We start from the raw sequence: 19,700 nt of genomic DNA, 5'->3' as shown, positions 1-19,700 counted from the left end.
CAGCCCAGCGGCTGCCCGGCCCGCGTGTCCTGCCCGCGGTCTACGCAGGGAGCTTGGCCAGGATGTCGGCGGTGGTGCCGGTTTCGCCGAGGCGGGGGAAGATGTAGGTGGTGGCGTGGGTGTGGGAGTCGGGGCTGAGGTCCGTCATCGCGTCGGTGGCGAGGGTGACGTGGTAGCCGTGCTCGTGGGCGGCGCGGGCGGTCGACTCGACGCCGAAGCTGGTGGCTACGCCGGTGAGGACGATCTGGGTGACGCCGCGGCGGCGGAGATGGACGTCGAGGTCTGTGCCGTGGAACGCGCCCCAGTTCCGCTTGGTCACCACGGTGTCCTCGGGGTGACCGGCAAGCTGCGAGACGATCTGGTCGGCGTCGGCGGGCGGCGTACCGGTCGCGCGGGTCGCCTGCTCGGTCCGGCCTGGCATCCGGTCCGCACCGTCCGCGCGGAAGCTCGCCCGGACCAGGAACACCGGGAGGCCGCGCTTGCGGAAGGCGTCGGCGAGCTCCGCGGTCCGGGTGATGACGTCGGCGGTCGGGTACGGCGCACCGGGGATGGCGGTGATGCCGTTCTGCAGGTCGATGACGACGAGGGCGGTGTTCGGATCAAGAGTGGTGACGGGCACGACGGACCTCTCAGTTGGGTTGTGGGCGGCCGATCCGGGCGAGGGACCGGTCGAGGAGGGTCACCAGCACGAGCAGGCCGGCGATGACGAGCAGGAACAGCGCCAACTCGTGCAGACCGGTGGTGGTCGCGCCGTGCTGGAAGAAGTGGGCGTTGGCCGCGGCGGCGATCAGCGCACCGAGGTACATGAAGGTGCGCAGCAGACCGGCCGAGGAACCCATCCGGGCCCGATCCGCCTGGTGGTAGAGCGCATTCTGATTGGCCAGGCCGTTCAGGCCCTGCGGGATCCCCGCGATGACGCCGACCAGTGCCAGCAGCCAGATCGCGGTCTCACCCCCGACGAGCTGCGGTACGACGCAGGCCACGGCCAAGAGGATGCTCCCGGCAACGAGTTTGCCGCGGACCTGGGCACGCCGGCCGGTGATCACGGTGATCGCCATGGCCGACAGCGACAGCGGCAGCAACAGCAGGCCGGCCGACGAGGCACCCAGCCCGCGACCTTCCTCGAGCCACTGCGTGAAGCCGTAGAGGAACGAGTAGCTGATCGTGAACGCGAGCACCTGGCGCAGGTACGTCGCGATCAGCGGACGGTTGCCGCCGAGGACCCGCAGGTCGATGAACGGCTCCATCGAGCGAAGTTGCACGACGACGAACACCACGCCGAGCAGGGCACCGAGCGTCAGCAGGTACCAGTTCGATGCCTTCGGCGCCATCAGGAACATCATCAACGACACCAGGGTGCCGGCGAACAGCGCGATGCCCGCATAGTCGAGCCGGACCGTGACACGGGACCGCGGACTCCGCGGCAGCCAGAGGGATCCGAGGACCAGGCAGATGATCGACAGCGGCACGTTGATGGTGAAGATCATGTGCCAGCCACCGAGCCCGATCAGCAGTCCGCCGAGCGTCGGGCCGATCACCGAGATCACCTGGTTGGCGATCGACAGCGAGCTGAGGATGGCCGCCGGAGTCTCCATGCCGGTCCGGTCGGCTTCGCTCCGGATCAGCGACATCGAGGCCGGGTACGCCGCCGACGTACCGAAACCGAGGAGGACGCGGGACACGATCAGCACCCCGAGCGTCGGCGCCAGCGCACCGAGCAGACCGGCGACGCCGACGACCGCCGTACCGATCAGATAGAGCGGACGCGGGCCGTAGAGGTCGACCAGCCGGCCGATGACCGGCTGCCCGACTGCGGTCGCGAGGTACAGCCCGGTGATCAGCCAGGCGGTGTCGGAGGGCGGTACTCCGAAGGCGGCCCCGATCGGGATCAGCGCCACCGCGAGCATCGACGAGTTGATCGGGTTCAGGATCGACCCCACCACCATCGGCGCGATCAATCGCCGATCGAACCGCTGGGGGCGACTGGCGGCCGGATCCGGCTCGGGGGTCACCGGGAGGTCGCCGCCCGGGGTGCCGCGGTGGTGTCGAGGGCATGGTCGAGCAGAGCGAGTGCCTTGATGACGGTCTGCCGCTCGGCCTCGGTGCAGCCGTCCTGCAGCGCACGGGCCAGCCACTCCTGGCGGACCTTGCGATCACCCTGGAGCCGGTGCCGTCCGGCGGTGGTGAGCGACACGACCTGCCGGCGACCGTCCTCGGGGTCCGGGTGGCGCTCGATCAGGTCCGACTCCCGCAATCCGGCCAGGATCGCGGCCATCGACTGCGGGCGCATCCGCTCCACGGCCGCCAACTCACTGGCCGACGCCGGCCCGTCCTTGTCGAGCCGGCTCAGCACCGAGCTCTGCGACGGCGTCAGGTCGTCCTGCTCCGCCAGTTCCTTCAGCCTGCGCTTGAGCCGGCCGAACATGACGCGCACGTCACTGGCCGCCTGCACCGCCGACGGGGAGATCCGCTCACTCACCTAGCCAGCATAACTGGTCAGTCCAAACTGAGCAGTTGCGGCTGATGAATCAGGAGTAGGTGACCTCGAGGACGCCGATCACTTTGTTCAGGCGGGCGGCGACGCGGCCTGCGTCGAAGCCGTCGCCCTCGACGGTGATGTTCAGCGTGCCGTCGTCGAGGGAGAGCGCGAGTTCGCGTACGTCGTACGGGTTCAGCATGACGGCGATCCGGGCCAGCATGCCTTCGGTCTCGACGACGCGCGCGGTGAAGACGGTGACCGTTCGTTCGACGGCGAGCAGGGTCATCGCACGACCTCCTTGTGACGCAGCAGACCGAACGTGACACCGTCGACGAGCGCCTCCCAGGACGCCTCGACGATGTTGTGGCCGACCCCGACCGTCACCCAGGAGCCCTCGCCGTCCGCGGTCTCGATCAGGACTCTGATCACCGCGTCCGTCCCATGCCCCTGGTCGAGGATGCGGACCTTGTAGTCGACCAACTCGAACTTGTTCACTACCGGGTACGCGCGTTCGATCGCCGTACGCAGCGCATGGTCGAGGGCGTTGACCGGGCCGTTGCCCTCCCCCGTCACGATCTCCCGCTCGCCGCCCGCGACCAGCTTCACGGTCGACTCCGACACCGCCTCGCCATCGGCGCGCGACTCGGTGATCACCCGCCACGACTCGACGTCGAAGAAGGACGCCCGTTTCCCGGTGACCTCCTCGGTCAGCAGCAGCTCGAACGACGCGTCCGCCGCCTCGAACGTGTACCCGCGGGCCTCCATCTCCTTCACTCGCTCCGTCACGCGGCTGACCAGTTCGCGGTCGTTGCCGAGGTCGAACCCGAGCTCGCGGCCCTTCAGCTCGACGCTCGCCCGCCCGGCCATCTCGGACACGAGCATCCGCATGTCGTTGCCCACCCGGGCCGGATCCGTGTGCTGGTAGAGATCGGGATCCACCTTGATCGCACTGGCGTGCAGCCCCGCCTTGTGGGCGAAGGCGGACACACCGACGTACGGCTGCCGGGTCGACGGCGGCACGTTCGTCACTTCGGCGATCGCGTGGGCGATCCGGAACGACTCGGCCAGCTTGCCGGCCGGGAGGAGGTCCAGGCCCCGCTTCAGCTCGAGGTTGGCGACGATCGCGAGCAGGTCGGCGTTGCCGGTGCGTTCGCCGTACCCGTTGATGGTGCCCTGGACGTGCGTGACGCCGGCCTCGACGGCGGCGATCGTGTTCGCCACCGCGCAGCCGGCGTCGTTGTGACAGTGGATGCCGAGGCGCGCGCCGGTGGAGTCGAGGACGTCGCGGACGATGTCCTGCAACTCCCGCGGCAGCGTGCCGCCGTTCGTGTCGCACAGCGCCACCACGTCGGCGCCGGCCTCGACGGCTACGCGGACGACTTCCAGCGCGTAGGCCCGGTTGGCGCGGTAGCCGTCGAAGAAGTGCTCGGTGTCGAGGAAGACCCGCTGCCCGTTCTCGCGCAGATGGCGGACCGTGTCCGCGACCATCCGGAGGTTCTCGTCCAGCGTCGTACGCAGCGCCCGCTCGACGTGCGCATCGTGGCTCTTGGCAACGAGTGTGACGACGCCGGCGCCGGAGTCGCGCAGGGCCGCCACCTGCTGGTCGTCGGCCACCGCGGTCTCGGGTTTGCGGGTCGCACCGAAGGCCGCGAACGTCGCGTTCCGCAGGTGCAACTCGGTCCGGGCCTGCTCGAAGAACTCGGTGTCCTTGGGCACCGCGCCCGGCCAGCCGCCCTCGATGAATCCCACGCCCAGGTCGTCCAGGTGCCGCGCAATGGCGATCTTGTCGGCCACGGACAGCGCCAGCCCCTCCTGCTGCGCACCGTCGCGCAGAGTGGTGTCGTAGACGTGGAACTCGTCCGAGATGCTCATGATCGGCCTTCCGTGGGGGCTGGCGGGCAAACAAAAAACCTCCCGCAAGGTGCGAGAGGTCTGCGCGCTCAGGTACTGCTGGCTGAGCGCGCCTAGGTAATGATGACCCGGTAGTTCTTCATGACATTTCGCAGTCTGCCACACAATGTCCACACCGTGGCGGGCCCGTCTCGAATCACGAACATTCAGTACGCCGACCAGTACTACGGCGCATGCGGGAGTCCACCTCCCCACCAGAGCCCGCTCCCCACCGGAGTCCACCTCCCCACCAGACCCCACCTCCCCGCCGGAGCCCGCTCCACCACCCGCACACGAACGGATATCCCCTCCCCTTGCGGGTTCTCCGTTCTCACACCACCGGAGAACCCACTTCCCGGAGGGATATCCCCTCGTGTGCGGGTGGGAGCGGGAGCTAGGCGGGTGGGAGTGGGAACCGGGCTGGAGTGCGGGAGTGCGGGTGGGAGCTGGGCGGGTGGGAGTGGGAGCCGGGCGGGAGTGCGGGAGTGCGGTGGGGGTTGGGCGGGTGGGAGCCGGAGCTGGGGGCGGGTGGGGTTGGCGGGGGTTCAGGCGGTGAGGGAGGTGAGGGACCAGCCTGGGTCGTCCCAGGCGGTGTAGAAGTCCTCGCGGCTGAGTGGGCGCAGCCCCCACTCGTCGCGGTCCAGGGCCTGGTCGGTGAGCATGCCCTCGTCGTCCTCGACCCGCTGCCACCAGTACCTGCTGATGGTGCCGTCCTCGGCCGCGCCGATCTGGCGGACCACGACCCACTCCCGCTCGTGCCAGACCGCCTCGTACAGCCAGTCGGTGCCTTCCTCGTCGGCCACCGCGCCGTACGTGCGAGGCGCGGTACCGCGGTCGAGGTCGCGGATCAGCTCGACGGTCGACCGGATCGCGGCGACGGTCTCCGGCGACCAGTCACGCCGCCCGGCGAGCTCCGCGTAGTAGGCCTCGACATCGTCGGGGAAGCTGCTCATGCCGCCCGACCCTACCGAACCCCGGGCCCCGGCAGCTGAAAGGATCCTGTGAAAACAACCGCTTGAGGAAGGATCACGCAGTGAGTGAGGCCGAGCGCCGGGATGCTTTTGAGGACGATGTTCGTACGGCGCTGTTCCGGCCCGGCGGGGAGCTGAAGCGGCTGCAGTTCCGGCTGATGGGATTCGCCGTCGGGCTGGCGTTGCTGGTCACGCTCGCGCCGACCTGGCTGACCGCCCGCGGCTCGACCACCAGGATCTACAGCGGGATGAGCCTGCTCGGCCTGACGCCGGGCAGTGAGTCTCCGATGGGTGCCCTGGGCACCGTTCTGTTCCTGGTCTTCCTGCTGCTGGCGGTGGCGTTGCTGGTGACTCCGCCGGAGAGCGTGTTCGCGCTGGTGGCCGGCATGGCCGGGCTGGTGTCGACGTTCGTGATCGTGGTGAACCGGCCGGAGTCGGAGACCCGGGAGGTCGACTGGACCGGCGCACCGGCGGTCGCCCTCGGCCTGTGGGTGCTTGTCATCGTCGTGGCCGGCGTGGCGCGGAGTACGGCTCGGGGCTGACGTGACGGACGGCCCGGTGGAAGCTCCACCGGGCCGTCGTACGTGCAAACTGATCAGCAGATTCTGGTCATCCAGTTGTGGGTGTCGGGGGTGCGGCCGTACTGGACGTCGAGGAGGGCGCTGCGGACCGCGGCGGTGACCGGGCCACCGTTGCCGTCGGCCACCTGCACCTCGCCGTCCTTCCACTTCAGCGACGCGACCGGGGTGATCACCGCGGCCGTGCCGCAGGCGAACACCTCGCGGATCTTGCCCGACGCCGCACCGTCGCGCCACTCGTCGATCGAGATCTTCCGCTCGGTGACGGTGTGGCCGAGGTCGGTGACCAGCTTGAGGATCGAGTCCCGGGTGACGCCCTCGAGGATGGTGCCGGACAGCTCCGGCGTGACGACCGAGTTGTCGTCGAGGACGAAGTACAGGTTCATCCCGCCGAGCTCTTCGATCCACTTCTTCTCGACCGCGTCGAGGAAGGCGACCTGGTCGCAGCCCTGCTCGATGGCTTCGGCCTGCGCGATCAGCGACGAGGCGTAGTTGCCGCCGGTCTTGGCCGCGCCGGTGCCACCGGGGGCCGCTCGGGTGTACTCCTCGCTCAGCCAGATCCGCACCGGCTTGACCCCGTTGGCGAAGTACGAGCCTGCCGGCGACGTGATCACGCAGTACGTGACCTCCGCGGAGGGCCGGACGCCGAGGAACGGGTCCGATCCGAACATGAACGGCCGCAGGTAGAGCGACGTCTCGCCGCCACCGGGGACCCAGGCCTTGTCCAGCTCGACCAGCTTGCGCAGCGAGTCCAGGAAGGCGGCCTCGGGCAGCTCGGGCAGCGCGAGCCGGCGCGCCGACTTCGCGAACCGGGCCGCATTGGCTTCGGGGCGGAACATGTGGATCGAGTCGTCGGGATGCCGGTAGGCCTTCATCCCCTCGAAAATGGTCTGGGCGTAGTGGAACACCGCGGTGGCCGGAGACAGCTCCAGCGGTCCGAAGGCGGTGATCCTCGCGTCGTGCCAGCCGTTCTCCTTGGTCCAGGTGGCGATCGCCATGTGGTCGGAGAAGTACTGCCCGAATCCCGGGTTCGCCAGGATCGTGGCGCGCTGGTCGTCGCTGGCCGCATGGGTGGTTGGCTCAACGGTGAATCGCAGATCGGCGCTCATAGCCGCACCGTACCTCTTGGCCGACTGGTCATGCGAGCGTCAGCCGATCGCGCGCTTGGTGATGGCGTCGCCGATCTCCGCGGTGCTCCGGACGGCGCCGGTACGCTCCGCGATGTCGGCCGTGACCGCCGCCTCGATCGCCGCCGCGGCCTCGGTCAGACCGAGGTGGTCGCACAGCAGCGCCGCGGACAGGATCGCCGCGGTCGGGTCCGCCTTCTGCTGACCGGCGATGTCCGGCGCGGAGCCGTGCACCGGCTCGAACATGCTCGGCGCGGTCCGGTCCGGGTTGATGTTGCCGCTCGCGGCCAGCCCGATACCACCGCTGATCGCGGCCGCAAGGTCGGTGATGATGTCGCCGAACAGGTTGTCGGTGACGATCACGTCGAACCGGGCCGGGTCGGTGACCAGGAAGATGGTCGCCGCGTCCACGTGCAGGTAGTCGACCGCGATCTCCGGGAAGTCCGCGGCGACCTTGTCGAACGTCCGCTTCCACAGGTGGCCGGCGTGCACGAGCACGTTGTTCTTGTGGACCAGCGTGAGCTTCTTGCGCGGCCGCGCCTGCGCCCGGGCGAACGCGTCCCGGACCACGCGCTCCACGCCGTACGCCGTGTTGACGGAGACCTCGGTGGCGATCTCGGCCGGCGTACCGACTCGCAGGGCGCCACCGTTGCCGACGTACGGGCCCTCGGTGCCCTCGCGGACGACGACGAAGTCGACGTCGCCCGGGTCCGCCAGTGGGGAGCCGACCGACGGGTAGATCTTCGACGGGCGCAGGTTCACGTAGTGGTCGAGGGTGAACCGGAGCTTCAGCAGCAGGCCGCGCTCGAGCACCCCGGACGGGACCGACGGGTCGCCGACCGCACCGAGCAGGATCGCGTCGTGCTTGCGGATCTCCTCGAGCTCGGCGTCCGGGAGCGTCTCCCCGGTCGCGTGCCAGCGCCTCGCGCCGAGGTCGTACTCGGTCCGCTCGAACGTCACGCCCTGCTGCGCGGCTACCGCGTCCAGCACCTTCAGCGCCTCGGTGGTGACCTCCGGACCGATGCCGTCACCGGGGACCACGGCCAGCGTGAAGTTCTTCTTGTCGCTCACTTCTTGGGTTCTCCCCCATTGTCGCGGCGGTTCATAGCCTCTTGGACGGCCCTGGCCTCGGACGCGGTCACGCTCCCCGGGCGCGCCGGACGGCGACGGCGGGTCGCCTTCCGTTCGCGGGCGTCGATCGCGGGCCAGTTGGCCGGATACATGTCGTACATGCTGCTCCTCCCCAGACAGGATGCGGGCGGCAGGATGCCGACGAATTTACTCTGACGTCCGACTATTTCACCACTATGCGGGCACGATGTCCCGGAATGTGAGATGTCGGTGCAGGCGCTGGGCCAGAGCTGTGCAACTCTCAACCGGTGAGTGCTCCTCCAGAACTGCCGCCGCTGGTTTCAGCGGCCCTCAGCCTGTCCGGCCGGCGTGGATTCGTCAGCTCCACCCGGAACGAGACCGGCCGGCTGCTGGCGACGCTCGCCGCGTCGAGGACCGGTCTGCTCGGCGAGCTCGGGACCGGCTGTGGCGTGGGCTCCGCGTGGTTGCGCAGCGGCGCCGGAGAGAGCACCCGCATCGTCACCGCGGAGAGCGACCCGCAACTGGCGCAGGCGGTGGCGGAGCTGTTCGCCGCCGACGAGCGGATCGAGGTCGTGTCGGCCGACTGGACCGCCCTGATCGAGCGCGGCCCGTTCGCGCTGCTGTTCGTGGACGCCCGCGAGGCGAAGCTGTCGGCCCGCGACATCATCGCGGACGTCGTCGAGCCGGGCGGCTTCGTCGTCCTGGACGACTTCACGCCGTCGGCCGTCTGGCCGCCCATGTACGAGGGCCGGGTCGACACGCTCCGGCAGGAATGGCTGATGGACAAGCGGTTCACCACCGTCGAGGTGATGGTCGCGCCGGACGCCGCCGTACTGCTGGCCACCCGGCACTGAAACAAGCCCTGAAACAAGCACTGAAACACCCAGGAACGAAGGCGGGCCCGAGCCATAGGTGGCTCGGGCCCTTGTCGGCCGCCATGCGCCTGCGGGCGGCTGACCGCTTCCAGTAAATCAGTCGTTCGCCTGAATTACGCCTCCAGGTCCACAGTGCGAGCCGTATCGGCCTGCACCGCACCGGCGATGTCGTCCAGTACGCCGGTCGCGATCGCCGAGTCGACGGCCAGCGCGACCAGCGCCTTGCCGCCCTTGCGGTCCCGGCTGACCTGCATGCCGGCGATGTTCACTTCCGCCTCGCCGAGGATGCGGCCGATCTGGCCGACGACGCCCGGCCGGTCCTCGTAGGTGAGGAAGGCCAGGTGCGCGGACAGCTCGATCTCGACGTCGAACCCGTCGATCTCGACCAGCCGCTCCGACTGCCGGACGCCGACCAGCGTGCCGGACACCGACACCTGGATGCCGTCGGCAAGGGTCCCGCGCAGGGTGATCAGGTTGCGGTGCTCGGGGCTGTCGTGGTCGGTGACGAGCCGGACCTCGAGGCCCCGCTCGGCCGCCAGCAGCGGCGCGTTCACGTACGACACGTTGTCCTCGACCACGTCGGCGAAGACGCCCTTGAGCGCGGCCAGCTCCAGCACCTTCACGTCGTACTGCGTGATCTCGCCGCGGACCTCGACGTCGAGCTGCTGCGCGACGCCACCGGCCAGCGCGGTGAAGATCCGGCCCAGCTTCTCGGTCAGGCCGATACCCGGCCGGACGTCCTCGGCGATCACGCCGCCCTGGACGTTGACCGCGTCCGGCACCAGCTCGCCCGACAGCGCCAGCCGGACCGACTTGGCCACGGCGATGCCGGCCTTCTCCTGCGCCTCGTCGGTGGACGCGCCCAGGTGCGGGGTGGCGATCACGTTCTCGAACTCGAACAGCGGCGAGTCGGTGCACGGCTCGGACGCGAACACGTCCAGGCCGGCGCCGGCCACCCGGCCTTCCTTGAGCGCGTTGTAGAGCGCCTGCTCGTCGACGATGCCGCCGCGGGCCGCGTTCACGACGATGACCTCGGGCTTGACCTTGTGCAGCTCCTCGTCGCCGATCAGGCCGATCGTCTCCGGGGTCTTCGGCAGGTGCACCGAGATGAAGTCGCTGGCCGCGAGGAGCTCGTCCAGGGACGCCAGCCGCACGCCCATCTGAGCGGCCCGGCCGGCCTGCACGTACGGGTCGTAGGCGATCACGTTCATGCCGAAGGCGGCCAGCCGCTGCGCGACCAGGACACCGATCTTGCCGAGGCCGACGATGCCGACGGTCTTCTCGAACAGCTCGACGCCGGAGTACTTGCTGCGCTTCCACTCGCCGTTCTTCAGCGACTGGTCGGCGGCCGGGACCCGGCGCGCGGTGGCCAGCAGCAGCGCGACCGCGAGCTCGGCGGCGCTGACGATGTTGGAGGTCGGCGCGTTGACCACCATCACGCCGGCCTGGGTGGCGGCCTTCACGTCCACGTTGTCCAGGCCGACACCGGCCCGGGCGACGACCTTGAGGCGCTTGGCCGCGGCCAGCGCCTCGGCGTCCACCTTGGTGGCGCTGCGGATCAGGATGGCGTCGACGTCGGCGATGGCCGGGAGCAGCTGGGCGCGGTCGGCGCCGTTGGTGTGCCGGATCTCGAAGTCGGGGCCGAGGGCCTCGACGGTGGCCGGGCTCAGCTCTTCGGCGATCAGGACGACGGGCCGGGTTACGTCAGTCATGGGAGAAGTCTCCTGCAGAAGCGGTAGGGGCTCGAAAGTCAGAGCACCGCGCTGTGCCCGCTGATGCGATGGTACCTCGTCGCCGGTCAGGCCCGCCGGGCGACCCGAATGACGGTCAGTCGGTGTCGCAGCTCTGCGGGAGGTTCACCGAGCTGCCCTGGTCGACCTTGAGCCGCCCGCCCTCCCGGACCAGACGGTACCGGACGTCCAGCCGGTTGCAGGTCTGACCCTTCGCGCCGCTCGCGTTCGGCGAGAACAGCACGGTGAACATCATCCGGGCGTTCACGCCCTGGGCGTTGGTGGTCACCTCGATGATCCTGGCGCCGAAGAAGTACGTCGTCTGGTGGCTGTCGCGATCCCGTTTCTCCGACAGCGCGCCGAGCAGCCGCTGGGAGTAGTAGGCCGTCCGCAGCCCGCCGAAGTCGTGGTGGTTCATCAGCGTCAGGTAGGTGCCGAGCAGTTTCTGCGCCTCGATCGCCAGCTTCGTCTTCGAGACCAGCAGTTCCGGGACGATCGGGGTCTGCGGGCCGAGCGACCGCTCACAGGTGCCGCCCGGTTCGGGCGTGAGCGCCGGCGCGTTCGGTACGACGTACTCGCGGAGCCGGGCGACCGGGACGATGCCGGCGGTCGCGGCGGTGTCACCGACGACCAGGCCGACGACCTGGCCGGACTTGTCGACGACCGGCCCACCGAGCTTGGCCGTGTTCATGATCTCGGTCAGCGCCCGCGGGCGGTCCGTCGTACCGACCTTCTGGATCGCCTGCCTCCCCGCCGCGGTGTACCCGATGTGCGCGCGCTCGGCCTTCCGGTCCGGGTCCGTGGGCGCCAGGGGCACCGGGTCCTCGTCGAGTCGCCCGATCATGCGCAGTACGGCGACTCCGTCCGCGCTGGTGCCGAGCAGGTTGGCCCGGCGGATCCGGCCGTCCGGGGTCACGATCGCCATCGACAGCGACTGCCTCATCGCGGACGCTGCGGTGAGGACCAGTCCGTCACCGATCACGACCCCGCTCGCTTCGCCGTTCCCCGCGCACGTCGTCGCGAGGACCCGGACGACGCCGGGGCCGGCCAGGTCCAGGACCTTCGCGGTGTCGATCTTGAGGCTCTGTGCGCGGATCAGCCAGCCGGCCGAAGCGCCGGCGCCGAGGATCAGCAGGACGACGAGGAGCCCGGCCAGGAACCGGCCGAGCTTCCACCGCGGCCGTGGTCCACGGCGTGGGGTCCGCGGGATCGGGGCCTGCAGTTGGGTGAGGACGCCGGCGCCCACCGGCACACGCCGGGGCGGCCGCGGCAGCGCATGCCTGCCGTCCTCCACCGAGGTCCACCTCCCCCACCATCACCAGTCCAGACCACAATCGTCACCGATTGTGCCAAAGAACAGGCCCGGACCACCCACCTGGATGGTCCGGGCCTATCACAAGGTGGGTGTCAGCGGGCCGCGGTGCCCTCCACGTAGTCCTCGTCGTGGGACTTGACCCAGGCCATCAGGCCGCGCAGCTCCTTGCCGACCGCCTCGATCGGGTGCGACTCGCTCTGCTTGCGGAACTCGGCGAACTCCGGCGCGCCGGCGTCCTGGTCGGCGATGAAGCGGGCCGCGAAGGTGCCGTCGGTGATGTCGCCGAGGACCTCCTTCATCCGCTGCTTGACCGACGCGTCGATGATGCGGGGGCCGGACACGTAGTCGCCGTACTCGGCGGTGTCGGAGACCGACCAGCGCTGCTTGGCGATGCCGCCTTCGTAGATCAGGTCGACGATCAGCTTGAGCTCGTGCAGGCACTCGAAGTACGCGACCTCGGGCTGGTAGCCGGCCTCGGTCAGTACCTCGAAGCCGTTCTGGATCAGCGCGGACACACCACCGCAGAGGACGGCCTGCTCACCGAACAGGTCGGTCTCGGTCTCCTCGGTGAAGGTGGTCTTGATGCCGCCGGCCCGGAGGCCGCCGATGCCCTTGGCGTACGACAGCGCGAGGTCCCACGCCTTGCCGGTGGCGTCCTGCTCGACCGCTACCAGCACGGGTACGCCGCGACCCTCGGTGTACTCACGGCGGACCAGGTGGCCCGGGCCCTTCGGGGCGACCATGAACACGTCCACGCCGGCCGGCGGCTTGATGTAGCCGAACCGGATGTTGAAGCCGTGACCGAAGACGAGCGCGTCGCCGTCGACCAGGTTCGGCTCGATGGCCTCCTTGTAGAGCTTGCGCTGGGCCGGGTCCGGAGCCAGGACGACGATCACGTCGGCCTCCTCCACCGCCTCGGCCGGGCTGAGTACGCGCAGGCCCTGGGCCTCGGCCTTGGCCCGGCTCCTGGAGCCCTCGGGCAGGCCCACCCGGACGTCGACGCCGGAGTCGCGCAGGGACAGCGCGTGCGCGTGGCCCTGGGAGCCGTAGCCGAGAACGGCCACGTGGCGGCCCTGGATCACCGACAGGTCGGCGTTGTCGTCGTAGAACATTTCAGCAGCCACTTTGGCGCTCTTCTCCTCTGTAGATATTCGGTACGGCGCTTGTTGTCGGCTCAGCCCTGGCGGGCCGGGGCCACAGGTCGGCCCGGCGGCGGCGCCGGCACCGGGTGATGGGATCGCTCGGCGGGTTGCGCCTGCAGGTTCGGGGGGCCCGACGCGACGTGCGGCGGCGGCACCGGGACCGGCCGTAGCGTGCGGTCGGAGATGGAGCGACTGCCCCGGCCGATCGCCACCATGCCGGACTGCACCAGCTCACGGACGCCGAAGGGTTCCAGCACGCGGAGCATGGCCTCGAGCTTCTCGGGATTGCCGGTCGCCTCGATCGTGATCGCGTCCGGAGCCACGTCCACCACCTTCGCACGGAACAGCTGGACGGTCTCCAGCACCTGTCCCCTGGTCAGGGTGTCCGCCTTGACCTTCACCAGCAGCAGTTCACGCTGCACGGTCTGGCTGGGCTCGAGTTCGACGATCTTGATCACGTTCACGAGCTTGTTCAGCTGCTTGGTGATCTGCTCCAGAGGCTGCTCGTCCACGCTGACCGCGATGGTCATCCGGGACACCTCGGGGTGCTCGGTCGGACCGACCGCGAGGGAGTCGATGTTGAACCCGCGGCGCGAGATCAGCGCGGCCACCCGGGCCAGCACACCGTGCTTGTTCTCCACCAGGATCGACAGTGTGTGCTTGCTCATCGCTTACAGCTCCTCGCTGTCCCAGGCCGGCGCCATGTCGCGGGCGATCTGGATGTCGTCGTTGCTGGTGCCGGCCGCGACCATCGGCCAGACCATCGCGTCGCGGTGCACGACGAAGTCGACCACCACCGGCGCGTCGGTGACCGCCATCGCCTTCTCGATCGTGGCGTCGACCGAGTCGCGGTCGGAGCAGCGCAGCCCGACGCCGCCCATCGCCTCGGACAGTTTCGCGAAGTCCGGGATCCGGGCCGAGTGCAGGTCGGTGTTGGAGTAGCGCTTGTCGTAGAACAGGGTCTGCCACTGCCGGACCATGCCCAGTGACTGGTTGTTGATCACGGCAACCTTGATCGGGATGCCCTCCAGCGCGCAGGTGACCAGCTCCTGGTTGGTCATCTGGAAGCAGCCGTCACCGTCGATCGCCCACACGGTCTTGTCCGGCCGGGCGACCTTGGCTCCCATCGCGGCCGGAACGGCGTACCCCATCGTGCCGAGGCCGCCGGAGTTCAGCCAGTGGCGCGGCTTCTCGAACGGGAGGTAGTGCGCGGCCCACATCTGGTGCTGGCCGACGCCCGCGGTGTAGACGGCGTCCGGTCCGGCGATCTGGCCGATCCGCTCGATCACGTACTGCGGGGACAGGCTGCCGTCCTCGGGCTCGTCGTACGCGACCGGGTACTTGGCCCGCACGGCCTCGAGCTGGTGCCGCCAGGTGTCGTACGACGGGGTCCGGCCGGCGTTCGCGATCTCGGTCTGGAGCGCGGCGATGAGGTCGGTGATGACCTCCTTGCAGTCACCCACGATCGGCACATCGGCGGCCCGGTTCTTGCCGATCTCGGCCGGGTCGATGTCGGCGTGGATGACCTTCGCCTCCGGGGCGAACGAGTCGAGCTTGCCGGTCACCCGGTCGTCGAAGCGGGCACCCAGGCAGATGAGCAGATCGGAGCGCTGGAGCGCGCCGACCGCGGAGACCGAGCCGTGCATGCCCGGCATGCCGAAGTGCAGGTCGTGGGTGTCCGGCAGCGCGCCGCGGGCCATCAGCGTGGTCACCACCGGGATGCCGAGGAGCTCCGCGAGTTCCTTCAGCTCGGCGTGGGCCTGCGCCCGGATCACACCGCCGCCGACGTACAGGACCGGCTTCTCGGCCGCCGCGATCAGGCGGGCCGCCTCGCGCACCTGCTTGGGGTGCGGGCGCGTCACCGGCCGGTAGCCGGGCAGCGACAGTTCGGTCGGCCACTGGAAGTCGACGCGCGCCTGCATCGCGTCCTTGGTCACGTCGACCAGCACCGGACCGGGCCGGCCGGTCGAGGCGATGTGGAACGCCTCGGCCACCGTGGTGGCGATGTCGTTCGGGTCGTTGACCAGGAAGTTGTGCTTGGTGATCGGCATCGTGATGCCGCGGATGTCGGCCTCCTGGAAGGCGTCCGTCCCGATCGCGGCGCTGGCCACCTGGCCGGTGATCGCGACCATCGGGACCGAGTCCATGTACGCGTCCGCGATCGGCGTCACCAGGTTGGTCGCGCCAGGCCCGGAGGTCGCCATGCAGACGCCGGTCTTGCCGGACGCGGAGGCGTACCCCTGGGCGGCGTGCCCGGCGCCCTGCTCGTGACGTACCAGGATGTGGCGGATCTGGGTCGAGTCGAGCATCGGGTCGTACGCCGGGAGGATCGCGCCACCCGGGATGCCGAAGACGGTGTCCACTCCGGCATGTTCCAGTGCGCGGATCAGAGCCTGTGCCCCGGTCAGCTGCTCACTCATGAGTGCCTTCCCTCAGTCCTGTCACGATATGGCCTTGATGATCTGGCGTTGTCGCGACCGATCCATCCTCGCTTGTGGCTGTCGCTTCGCGACATCTGGGTCGCAGATAGTCGCATCGGCAACAAAAAACCCCTTCCGCCGGGTTGGCTGAAGGGGCGCGCTCGACTCAGTGGTCGCGTCAGTCGGCGCGCCGCACAAGTACGAGGAGAATCGATCGCATGTAGGCAACAGTCGCCGACGGAATGCGATCGGGTCAAGTTCGGCTCGGCGTTCTCTCATATCGTGAGATGACTGTCTTAGATGCAGACAGCCCCTTCGGACGCCGAGCGGACCAGGCGGGTGTACTTGCCGAGCACACCCTTGGTGATCGCCGGGGTCTTCGGGGTCCAGCCGACCTTGCGGCGTTCGAGTTCCTCCGGGCTGATGTGCAGGTCCAGCGTGCGGTTCTTGACGTCGAGGGTGATCCGGTCGCCGTCACGGACGAACGCGATCGGGCCGCCGTCGACCGCCTCCGGGGCGACATGGCCCACGCAGAGTCCCGTCGTACCGCCGGAGAAACGGCCGTCGGTGAGCAGCAGGACCTCCTTGCCCAGGCCGGCGCCCTTGATCGCGCCGGTGACCGCGAGCATCTCGCGCATCCCGGGGCCGCCCTTCGGGCCTTCGTAGCGGATCACCACGACGTCGCCGGGGTTGAGTCCGGCGACCGCGTCCATGGCCGGGCGCTCGCCGTCGAAGACTCGCGCCGTACCTTCGAAGACGTCGGAGTCGAAGCCGGCGCTCTTCACCACCGCGCCCTCCGGCGCGAGCGAGCCGTGCAGGATCGTGATGCCACCGGTGCCGTGGATCGGCTGGTCCAGCGCGCGGATGATCGTGCCGTCGACGTCCGGCGGGGCGATGTCGGCGAGGTTCTCGGCCATCGTCTTGCCGGTGACGGTGAGGCAGTCGCCGTGCAGCAGTCCGGCATCGAGGAGCGAACGCATGACCACCGGGATACCGCCGACGCGATCCACGTCCGTCATCACGTAGCGCCCGAACGGCTTGAGGTCGCCGAGATGCGGGACCCGGTCGCCGATCCGGTTGAAGTCCGCCAGGGTCAGGTCGACGTCGGCCTCCCGCGCGATCGCGAGCAGATGCAGTACGGCGTTCGTCGAGCCACCGAGCGCCATCACGACGGCGATCGCGTTCTCGAAGGCTTCCTTGGTGAGGATCTGGCGGGCCGTGATCCCCTTCTGCAGAAGGCCGACCGCGGCCTCGCCGGACTTGCGCGCGTAGCCGTCGCGACGTCGGTCGACCGCGGGCGGTGCGGCCGAGCCGGGGAGCGACATACCGAGCGCTTCGGCGGAGGCGGCCATGGTGTTGGCCGTGTACATGCCGCCGCAGGCACCTTCGCCTGGGCAGATGGCGCGCTCGACCGCATCCACCTCGTCCTGCGTGATCAGGCCACGCAGGCAGGCACCGACCGCCTCGAACGCGTCGATGATCGTGACGTCCTTGTCGCCGAGCCTGCCGGGCATGATCGAACCGGCGTACAGGAAGACCGAGGCCAGGTCGAGCCGGGCCGCGGCCATCAGCATGCCGGGCAGCGACTTGTCGCAGCCGGCCAGCAGCACCGAGCCGTCCAGCCGCTCGGCCTCCATCACGGTCTCGACCGAGTCGGCGATGATCTCGCGGCTGACGAGCGAGTAGTGCATGCCGACGTGGCCCATCGAGATGCCGTCGGACACGCTGATCGTGCCGAACTCCAGCGGATAGCCGCCGGCCGCGTGCACGCCTTCCTTGACCGCCTTCGCGAGCCGGTCCAGGGACAGGTTGCACGGGGTGATCTCGTTCCAGCTCGACGCGACTCCGACCTGTGGCTTGGCCCAGTCGTCGTCACCCATCCCGACCGCGCGAAGCATCCCGCGCGATGCGGTCGCCTCCAGCCCGTCGGTCACCGTCCGGCTCCGTGGCTTCACATCGACCATGCGGCTCACTCTATTCCTTGGTCAACGAACACCGCCGTTACGGCTCTGCACCGTTGGTTGGGTCAGGACATCTGGTGTGCCACCGCCGTCGCGAAGGCGGTGAGGGGGTCGGGGTCGTTGGTATAGCCCCAGGGCAGGCTCTCGATCCGGCCTGTCGTCAGTGCGGCGTGCTCCATCGCCGCGGCCTTCGCGCCGACCGCCTTCAACGCGAACGCCATCGCGCCGTGGGCGGAGATGTCCTCCGGCTGTTGATCGCGTCCGGGGGTCCACCACTTGTCCCTCGCGGCCAGCAGTTCCTCCCGCCGGTTCGAGATCTCGCGGGTCAGGCGGGCGCCGCGCTGCAGCCGGGAGAGCTCGCTGTCGCCGAGTACGTCGACCCACACCTCGTTGATCACCTGTGCGGCGACGGCGCAGAGCGCGCTACCCGGCTGTGCGTTCGCCACCACCTGATGACCGAAGTGCACGAGCTCGGCGAGCTCCAGGCCGGACCACTTCGGGGCGAGCACCTGCACCCGTCCGCTGTGCGCGGCATAGCTCTCGGGATGGCGCTCCACCGCGGACCGAAAGACCTCGTCCTTCACTTCCATCGACGACTGCAGTCCGACCGTGACCCACTGCAGCACCTCCCACGGGGCCGCATCGCCGGGCGCCGTATCGATCGCATGATTCAGTACTGCGCCCGCGGTCCCGAGGACGTCGTGGAACGACGCGAACTGCTGCTCGGAGACGTACTTCGCGAGACTCTCGCTCCGCACTTCCCAGGCCTCGAACACCAACGTCTGCCCAAGCCACAGGAGCAGATCCGGATCCCTGGGCAACGCCTCCAGCCGCAACTCCAACTGCCGACTGTGCCCGACCGCCGCCTGCCCCAGGCCCACCACCCGCACCGACCGCAGCCCGGTATTCATCGGCGTCGCCTTCAGCAACGCCATCCCCGTCGACAGATCCCCCGCACGCACAGCGGCATACGCCCGATCGAGCTCGGGATCGGCCCAGGCCTGATCGAGCCGAAGCCTGGAGACATCCACCGCCCTCCGAGAGAAGATCCCCATCCTCGGATCGTACGTGTGCGGGTTGCTCGAATAGACTGCCGAACGACCGCGACTGGCGAGGGTGGAGTACCACCGGGGAGCGGTCGGCCGGCAAGCAAGGCGTCGTCCGCCTGGGCGCCTCCGATGTGTTTCGATCTCGGAGGTCGCTGGATGCGTTATGGCATGAACCCCCACCAGTCCGCCACGATGACGCCGGTGTCGGGTCGGGCGCCGTTCACGGTCGTCAGCGGGAGTCCGTCGTACATCAACGTCCTGGATGCGCTCACCGGTTGGCAGCTCGTGCGAGAGGCGGCCGGGATGTTCGGGATGGTCGCTGCGGCGTCGTACAAGCACGTCTCCCCTGCCGGTGCTGCGCTGGCGGAGTCGGTGAGCGCCGCGTATGTGCGTGCCCGTGATGCCGATCCGAAGTCGTCGTACGGCGATTTCGTTGCCGTGTCGCATCCGGTCGATGCCGAGCTTGCGGGTGTGCTCAAGCGGGTCGTGAGCGACGGGATCATTGCGCCCGGGTACGACGAGGGCGTCGTCGGAGTGTTGGCTGGGAAGAAGCGCGGGACCTTTCTCGTTCTCGAAGCCGATGCGTCCTTCGAGCCGCCGGAACACGAGGTGCGCGAGGTGTACGGGCTGCGGCTGACGCAGCAGCGGGACGATCTGCCGTTGACTCGTGAGCTGCTGGATCCGGGCGTGCCGGATGCCGCGGCCCGCGATCTGTTGCTCGGGATGATCGTGGCGCGGTACACGCAGTCGAACACGGTCGCGATGGTGAAGGACGGTACGACGATCGGCATCGGCGCCGGCCAGCAGTCACGAGTCGACTGCGTCCGCCTGGCCGGCGAGAAAGCAGACGAGTGGTGGTCCCGCCGCTCGTCCGAGCAGCTGATCGGTGTCGCGATGGTCTCCGACGGCGCCATCCCCTTCGTCGACAACATCGACGAAGCCCACCGCCACGGCGTGGCCCACATCGCCGAACCCGGCGGCTCGATCCGCTCCGACGAGGTCGCCGAGGCGTGCGCCGCCCGCGGAATCACGCTGTCACGAACGGGCGTACGCCTCTTCCGCCATTGAGCA

The 19,700-nt window shown here is 69.3% G+C and carries 17 protein-coding genes, 1 pseudogene and 1 riboswitch; of the genes and pseudogenes, 3 read left to right on the top strand and 15 right to left on the bottom strand.

Translation table 11 applies throughout. The annotated features are described in order from the left end of the window. Nucleotides 1–40: 40 nt before the first annotated feature. From ACGFH6_RS43030 to ACGFH6_RS43005, 6 genes are all read right to left on the bottom strand, one after another. A complete protein-coding gene (locus ACGFH6_RS43030) occupies nt 41–619 on the bottom strand; it encodes an isochorismatase family protein (protein ID WP_393396840.1) in 579 nt (192 codons plus the stop codon). A gap of 10 nt (nt 620–629) precedes the next feature. Beyond that, nucleotides 630–2,012 carry an MFS transporter gene (locus ACGFH6_RS43025; RefSeq protein WP_393396838.1) on the bottom strand — a complete coding sequence of 461 codons (1,383 nt, stop codon included), beginning with the start codon at nt 2,010–2,012 and terminating at the stop codon, nt 630–632. Further along, the gene (locus tag ACGFH6_RS43020; RefSeq protein WP_393396836.1) at nt 2,009–2,479 is read right to left on the bottom strand and encodes a MarR family winged helix-turn-helix transcriptional regulator; all 471 of its coding nucleotides are present in this window, start codon (nt 2,477–2,479) and stop codon (nt 2,009–2,011) included. Before ACGFH6_RS43020 ends, ACGFH6_RS43025 begins: the two co-directional genes overlap by 4 nt. Before the next feature lie 49 nt (nt 2,480–2,528). Next, nucleotides 2,529–2,765 carry a hypothetical protein gene (locus ACGFH6_RS43015; RefSeq protein WP_393396834.1) on the bottom strand — a complete coding sequence of 79 codons (237 nt, stop codon included), beginning with the start codon at nt 2,763–2,765 and terminating at the stop codon, nt 2,529–2,531. Next, complete coding sequence (gene cimA, locus ACGFH6_RS43010; RefSeq protein WP_360451869.1) at nt 2,762–4,351, bottom strand: citramalate synthase; 1,590 nt, start codon at nt 4,349–4,351, stop codon at nt 2,762–2,764. Before cimA ends, ACGFH6_RS43015 begins: the two co-directional genes overlap by 4 nt. Before the next feature lie 563 nt (nt 4,352–4,914). Beyond that, a complete protein-coding gene (locus ACGFH6_RS43005; RefSeq protein ID WP_393396831.1) occupies nt 4,915–5,322 on the bottom strand; it encodes a hypothetical protein in 408 nt (135 codons plus the stop codon). Between the two features lie 80 nt (nt 5,323–5,402). Between ACGFH6_RS43005 and ACGFH6_RS43000 the strand changes: the two genes are divergently transcribed. After that, a complete protein-coding gene (locus ACGFH6_RS43000; protein ID WP_393396829.1) occupies nt 5,403–5,882 on the top strand; it encodes a hypothetical protein in 480 nt (159 codons plus the stop codon). A gap of 53 nt (nt 5,883–5,935) precedes the next feature. Here the strand turns inward: ACGFH6_RS43000 and ACGFH6_RS42995 are convergent, their stop codons facing one another. Both ACGFH6_RS42995 and ACGFH6_RS42990 read right to left on the bottom strand, forming a co-directional pair. Beyond that, complete coding sequence (locus ACGFH6_RS42995) at nt 5,936–7,027, bottom strand: branched-chain amino acid aminotransferase (RefSeq protein WP_393396826.1); 1,092 nt, start codon at nt 7,025–7,027, stop codon at nt 5,936–5,938. A gap of 39 nt (nt 7,028–7,066) precedes the next feature. Continuing rightward, nucleotides 7,067–8,116 (bottom strand): 3-isopropylmalate dehydrogenase, encoded by a 1,050-nt coding sequence (locus ACGFH6_RS42990; protein WP_393396824.1) that lies wholly within the window; start codon nt 8,114–8,116, stop codon nt 7,067–7,069. A 308-nt stretch (nt 8,117–8,424) separates the two neighbouring features. Between ACGFH6_RS42990 and ACGFH6_RS42985 the strand changes: the two genes are divergently transcribed. Beyond that, entirely contained in the window at nt 8,425–8,991 is a 567-nt protein-coding gene (locus tag ACGFH6_RS42985; protein ID WP_131355395.1) for an O-methyltransferase, read from the top strand. Between the two features lie 134 nt (nt 8,992–9,125). Here the strand turns inward: ACGFH6_RS42985 and serA are convergent, their stop codons facing one another. The 7 genes and pseudogenes from serA to ACGFH6_RS42950 form a co-directional block, all read right to left on the bottom strand. Further along, nucleotides 9,126–10,724 (bottom strand): phosphoglycerate dehydrogenase, encoded by a 1,599-nt coding sequence (gene serA / locus ACGFH6_RS42980; RefSeq protein ID WP_393396821.1) that lies wholly within the window; start codon nt 10,722–10,724, stop codon nt 9,126–9,128. A gap of 115 nt (nt 10,725–10,839) precedes the next feature. Next, a complete protein-coding gene (locus ACGFH6_RS42975) occupies nt 10,840–12,036 on the bottom strand; it encodes a serine protease (RefSeq protein ID WP_393396819.1) in 1,197 nt (398 codons plus the stop codon). Between the two features lie 113 nt (nt 12,037–12,149). Beyond that, a complete protein-coding gene (ilvC, locus tag ACGFH6_RS42970) occupies nt 12,150–13,169 on the bottom strand; it encodes a ketol-acid reductoisomerase (protein WP_360440819.1) in 1,020 nt (339 codons plus the stop codon). 194 nt (nt 13,170–13,363) lie between these two features. Continuing rightward, nucleotides 13,364–13,867, bottom strand: a pseudogene (gene ilvN / locus ACGFH6_RS42965) (acetolactate synthase small subunit); the annotation flags it as partial. A 3-nt stretch (nt 13,868–13,870) separates the two neighbouring features. After that, nucleotides 13,871–15,619, bottom strand: coding sequence for an acetolactate synthase large subunit (locus tag ACGFH6_RS42960; RefSeq protein WP_393396817.1), 1,749 nt, complete (start codon nt 15,617–15,619; stop codon nt 13,871–13,873). Between the two features lie 296 nt (nt 15,620–15,915). Further along, the gene (ilvD, locus tag ACGFH6_RS42955; RefSeq protein WP_393396815.1) at nt 15,916–17,583 is read right to left on the bottom strand and encodes a dihydroxy-acid dehydratase; all 1,668 of its coding nucleotides are present in this window, start codon (nt 17,581–17,583) and stop codon (nt 15,916–15,918) included. A 62-nt stretch (nt 17,584–17,645) separates the two neighbouring features. Beyond that, a complete protein-coding gene (locus ACGFH6_RS42950; RefSeq protein ID WP_393396813.1) occupies nt 17,646–18,635 on the bottom strand; it encodes a hypothetical protein in 990 nt (329 codons plus the stop codon). A gap of 38 nt (nt 18,636–18,673) precedes the next feature. Continuing rightward, nucleotides 18,674–18,758, top strand: a riboswitch (ZMP/ZTP riboswitch). Nucleotides 18,759–18,785: 27 nt separating this feature from the next. Here ACGFH6_RS42950 and ACGFH6_RS42945 point away from each other — a divergent pair. Further along, nucleotides 18,786–19,697, top strand: coding sequence for a 5-aminoimidazole-4-carboxamide ribonucleotide transformylase (locus tag ACGFH6_RS42945; protein WP_393396811.1), 912 nt, complete (start codon nt 18,786–18,788; stop codon nt 19,695–19,697). Nucleotides 19,698–19,700 lie beyond the last annotated feature (3 nt).

Source organism: Kribbella sp. NPDC049227 (assembly GCF_043197265.1).
Taxonomy (GTDB): domain Bacteria; phylum Actinomycetota; class Actinomycetes; order Propionibacteriales; family Kribbellaceae; genus Kribbella.
This window is presented reverse-complemented; position numbering and strand designations above follow the sequence as displayed.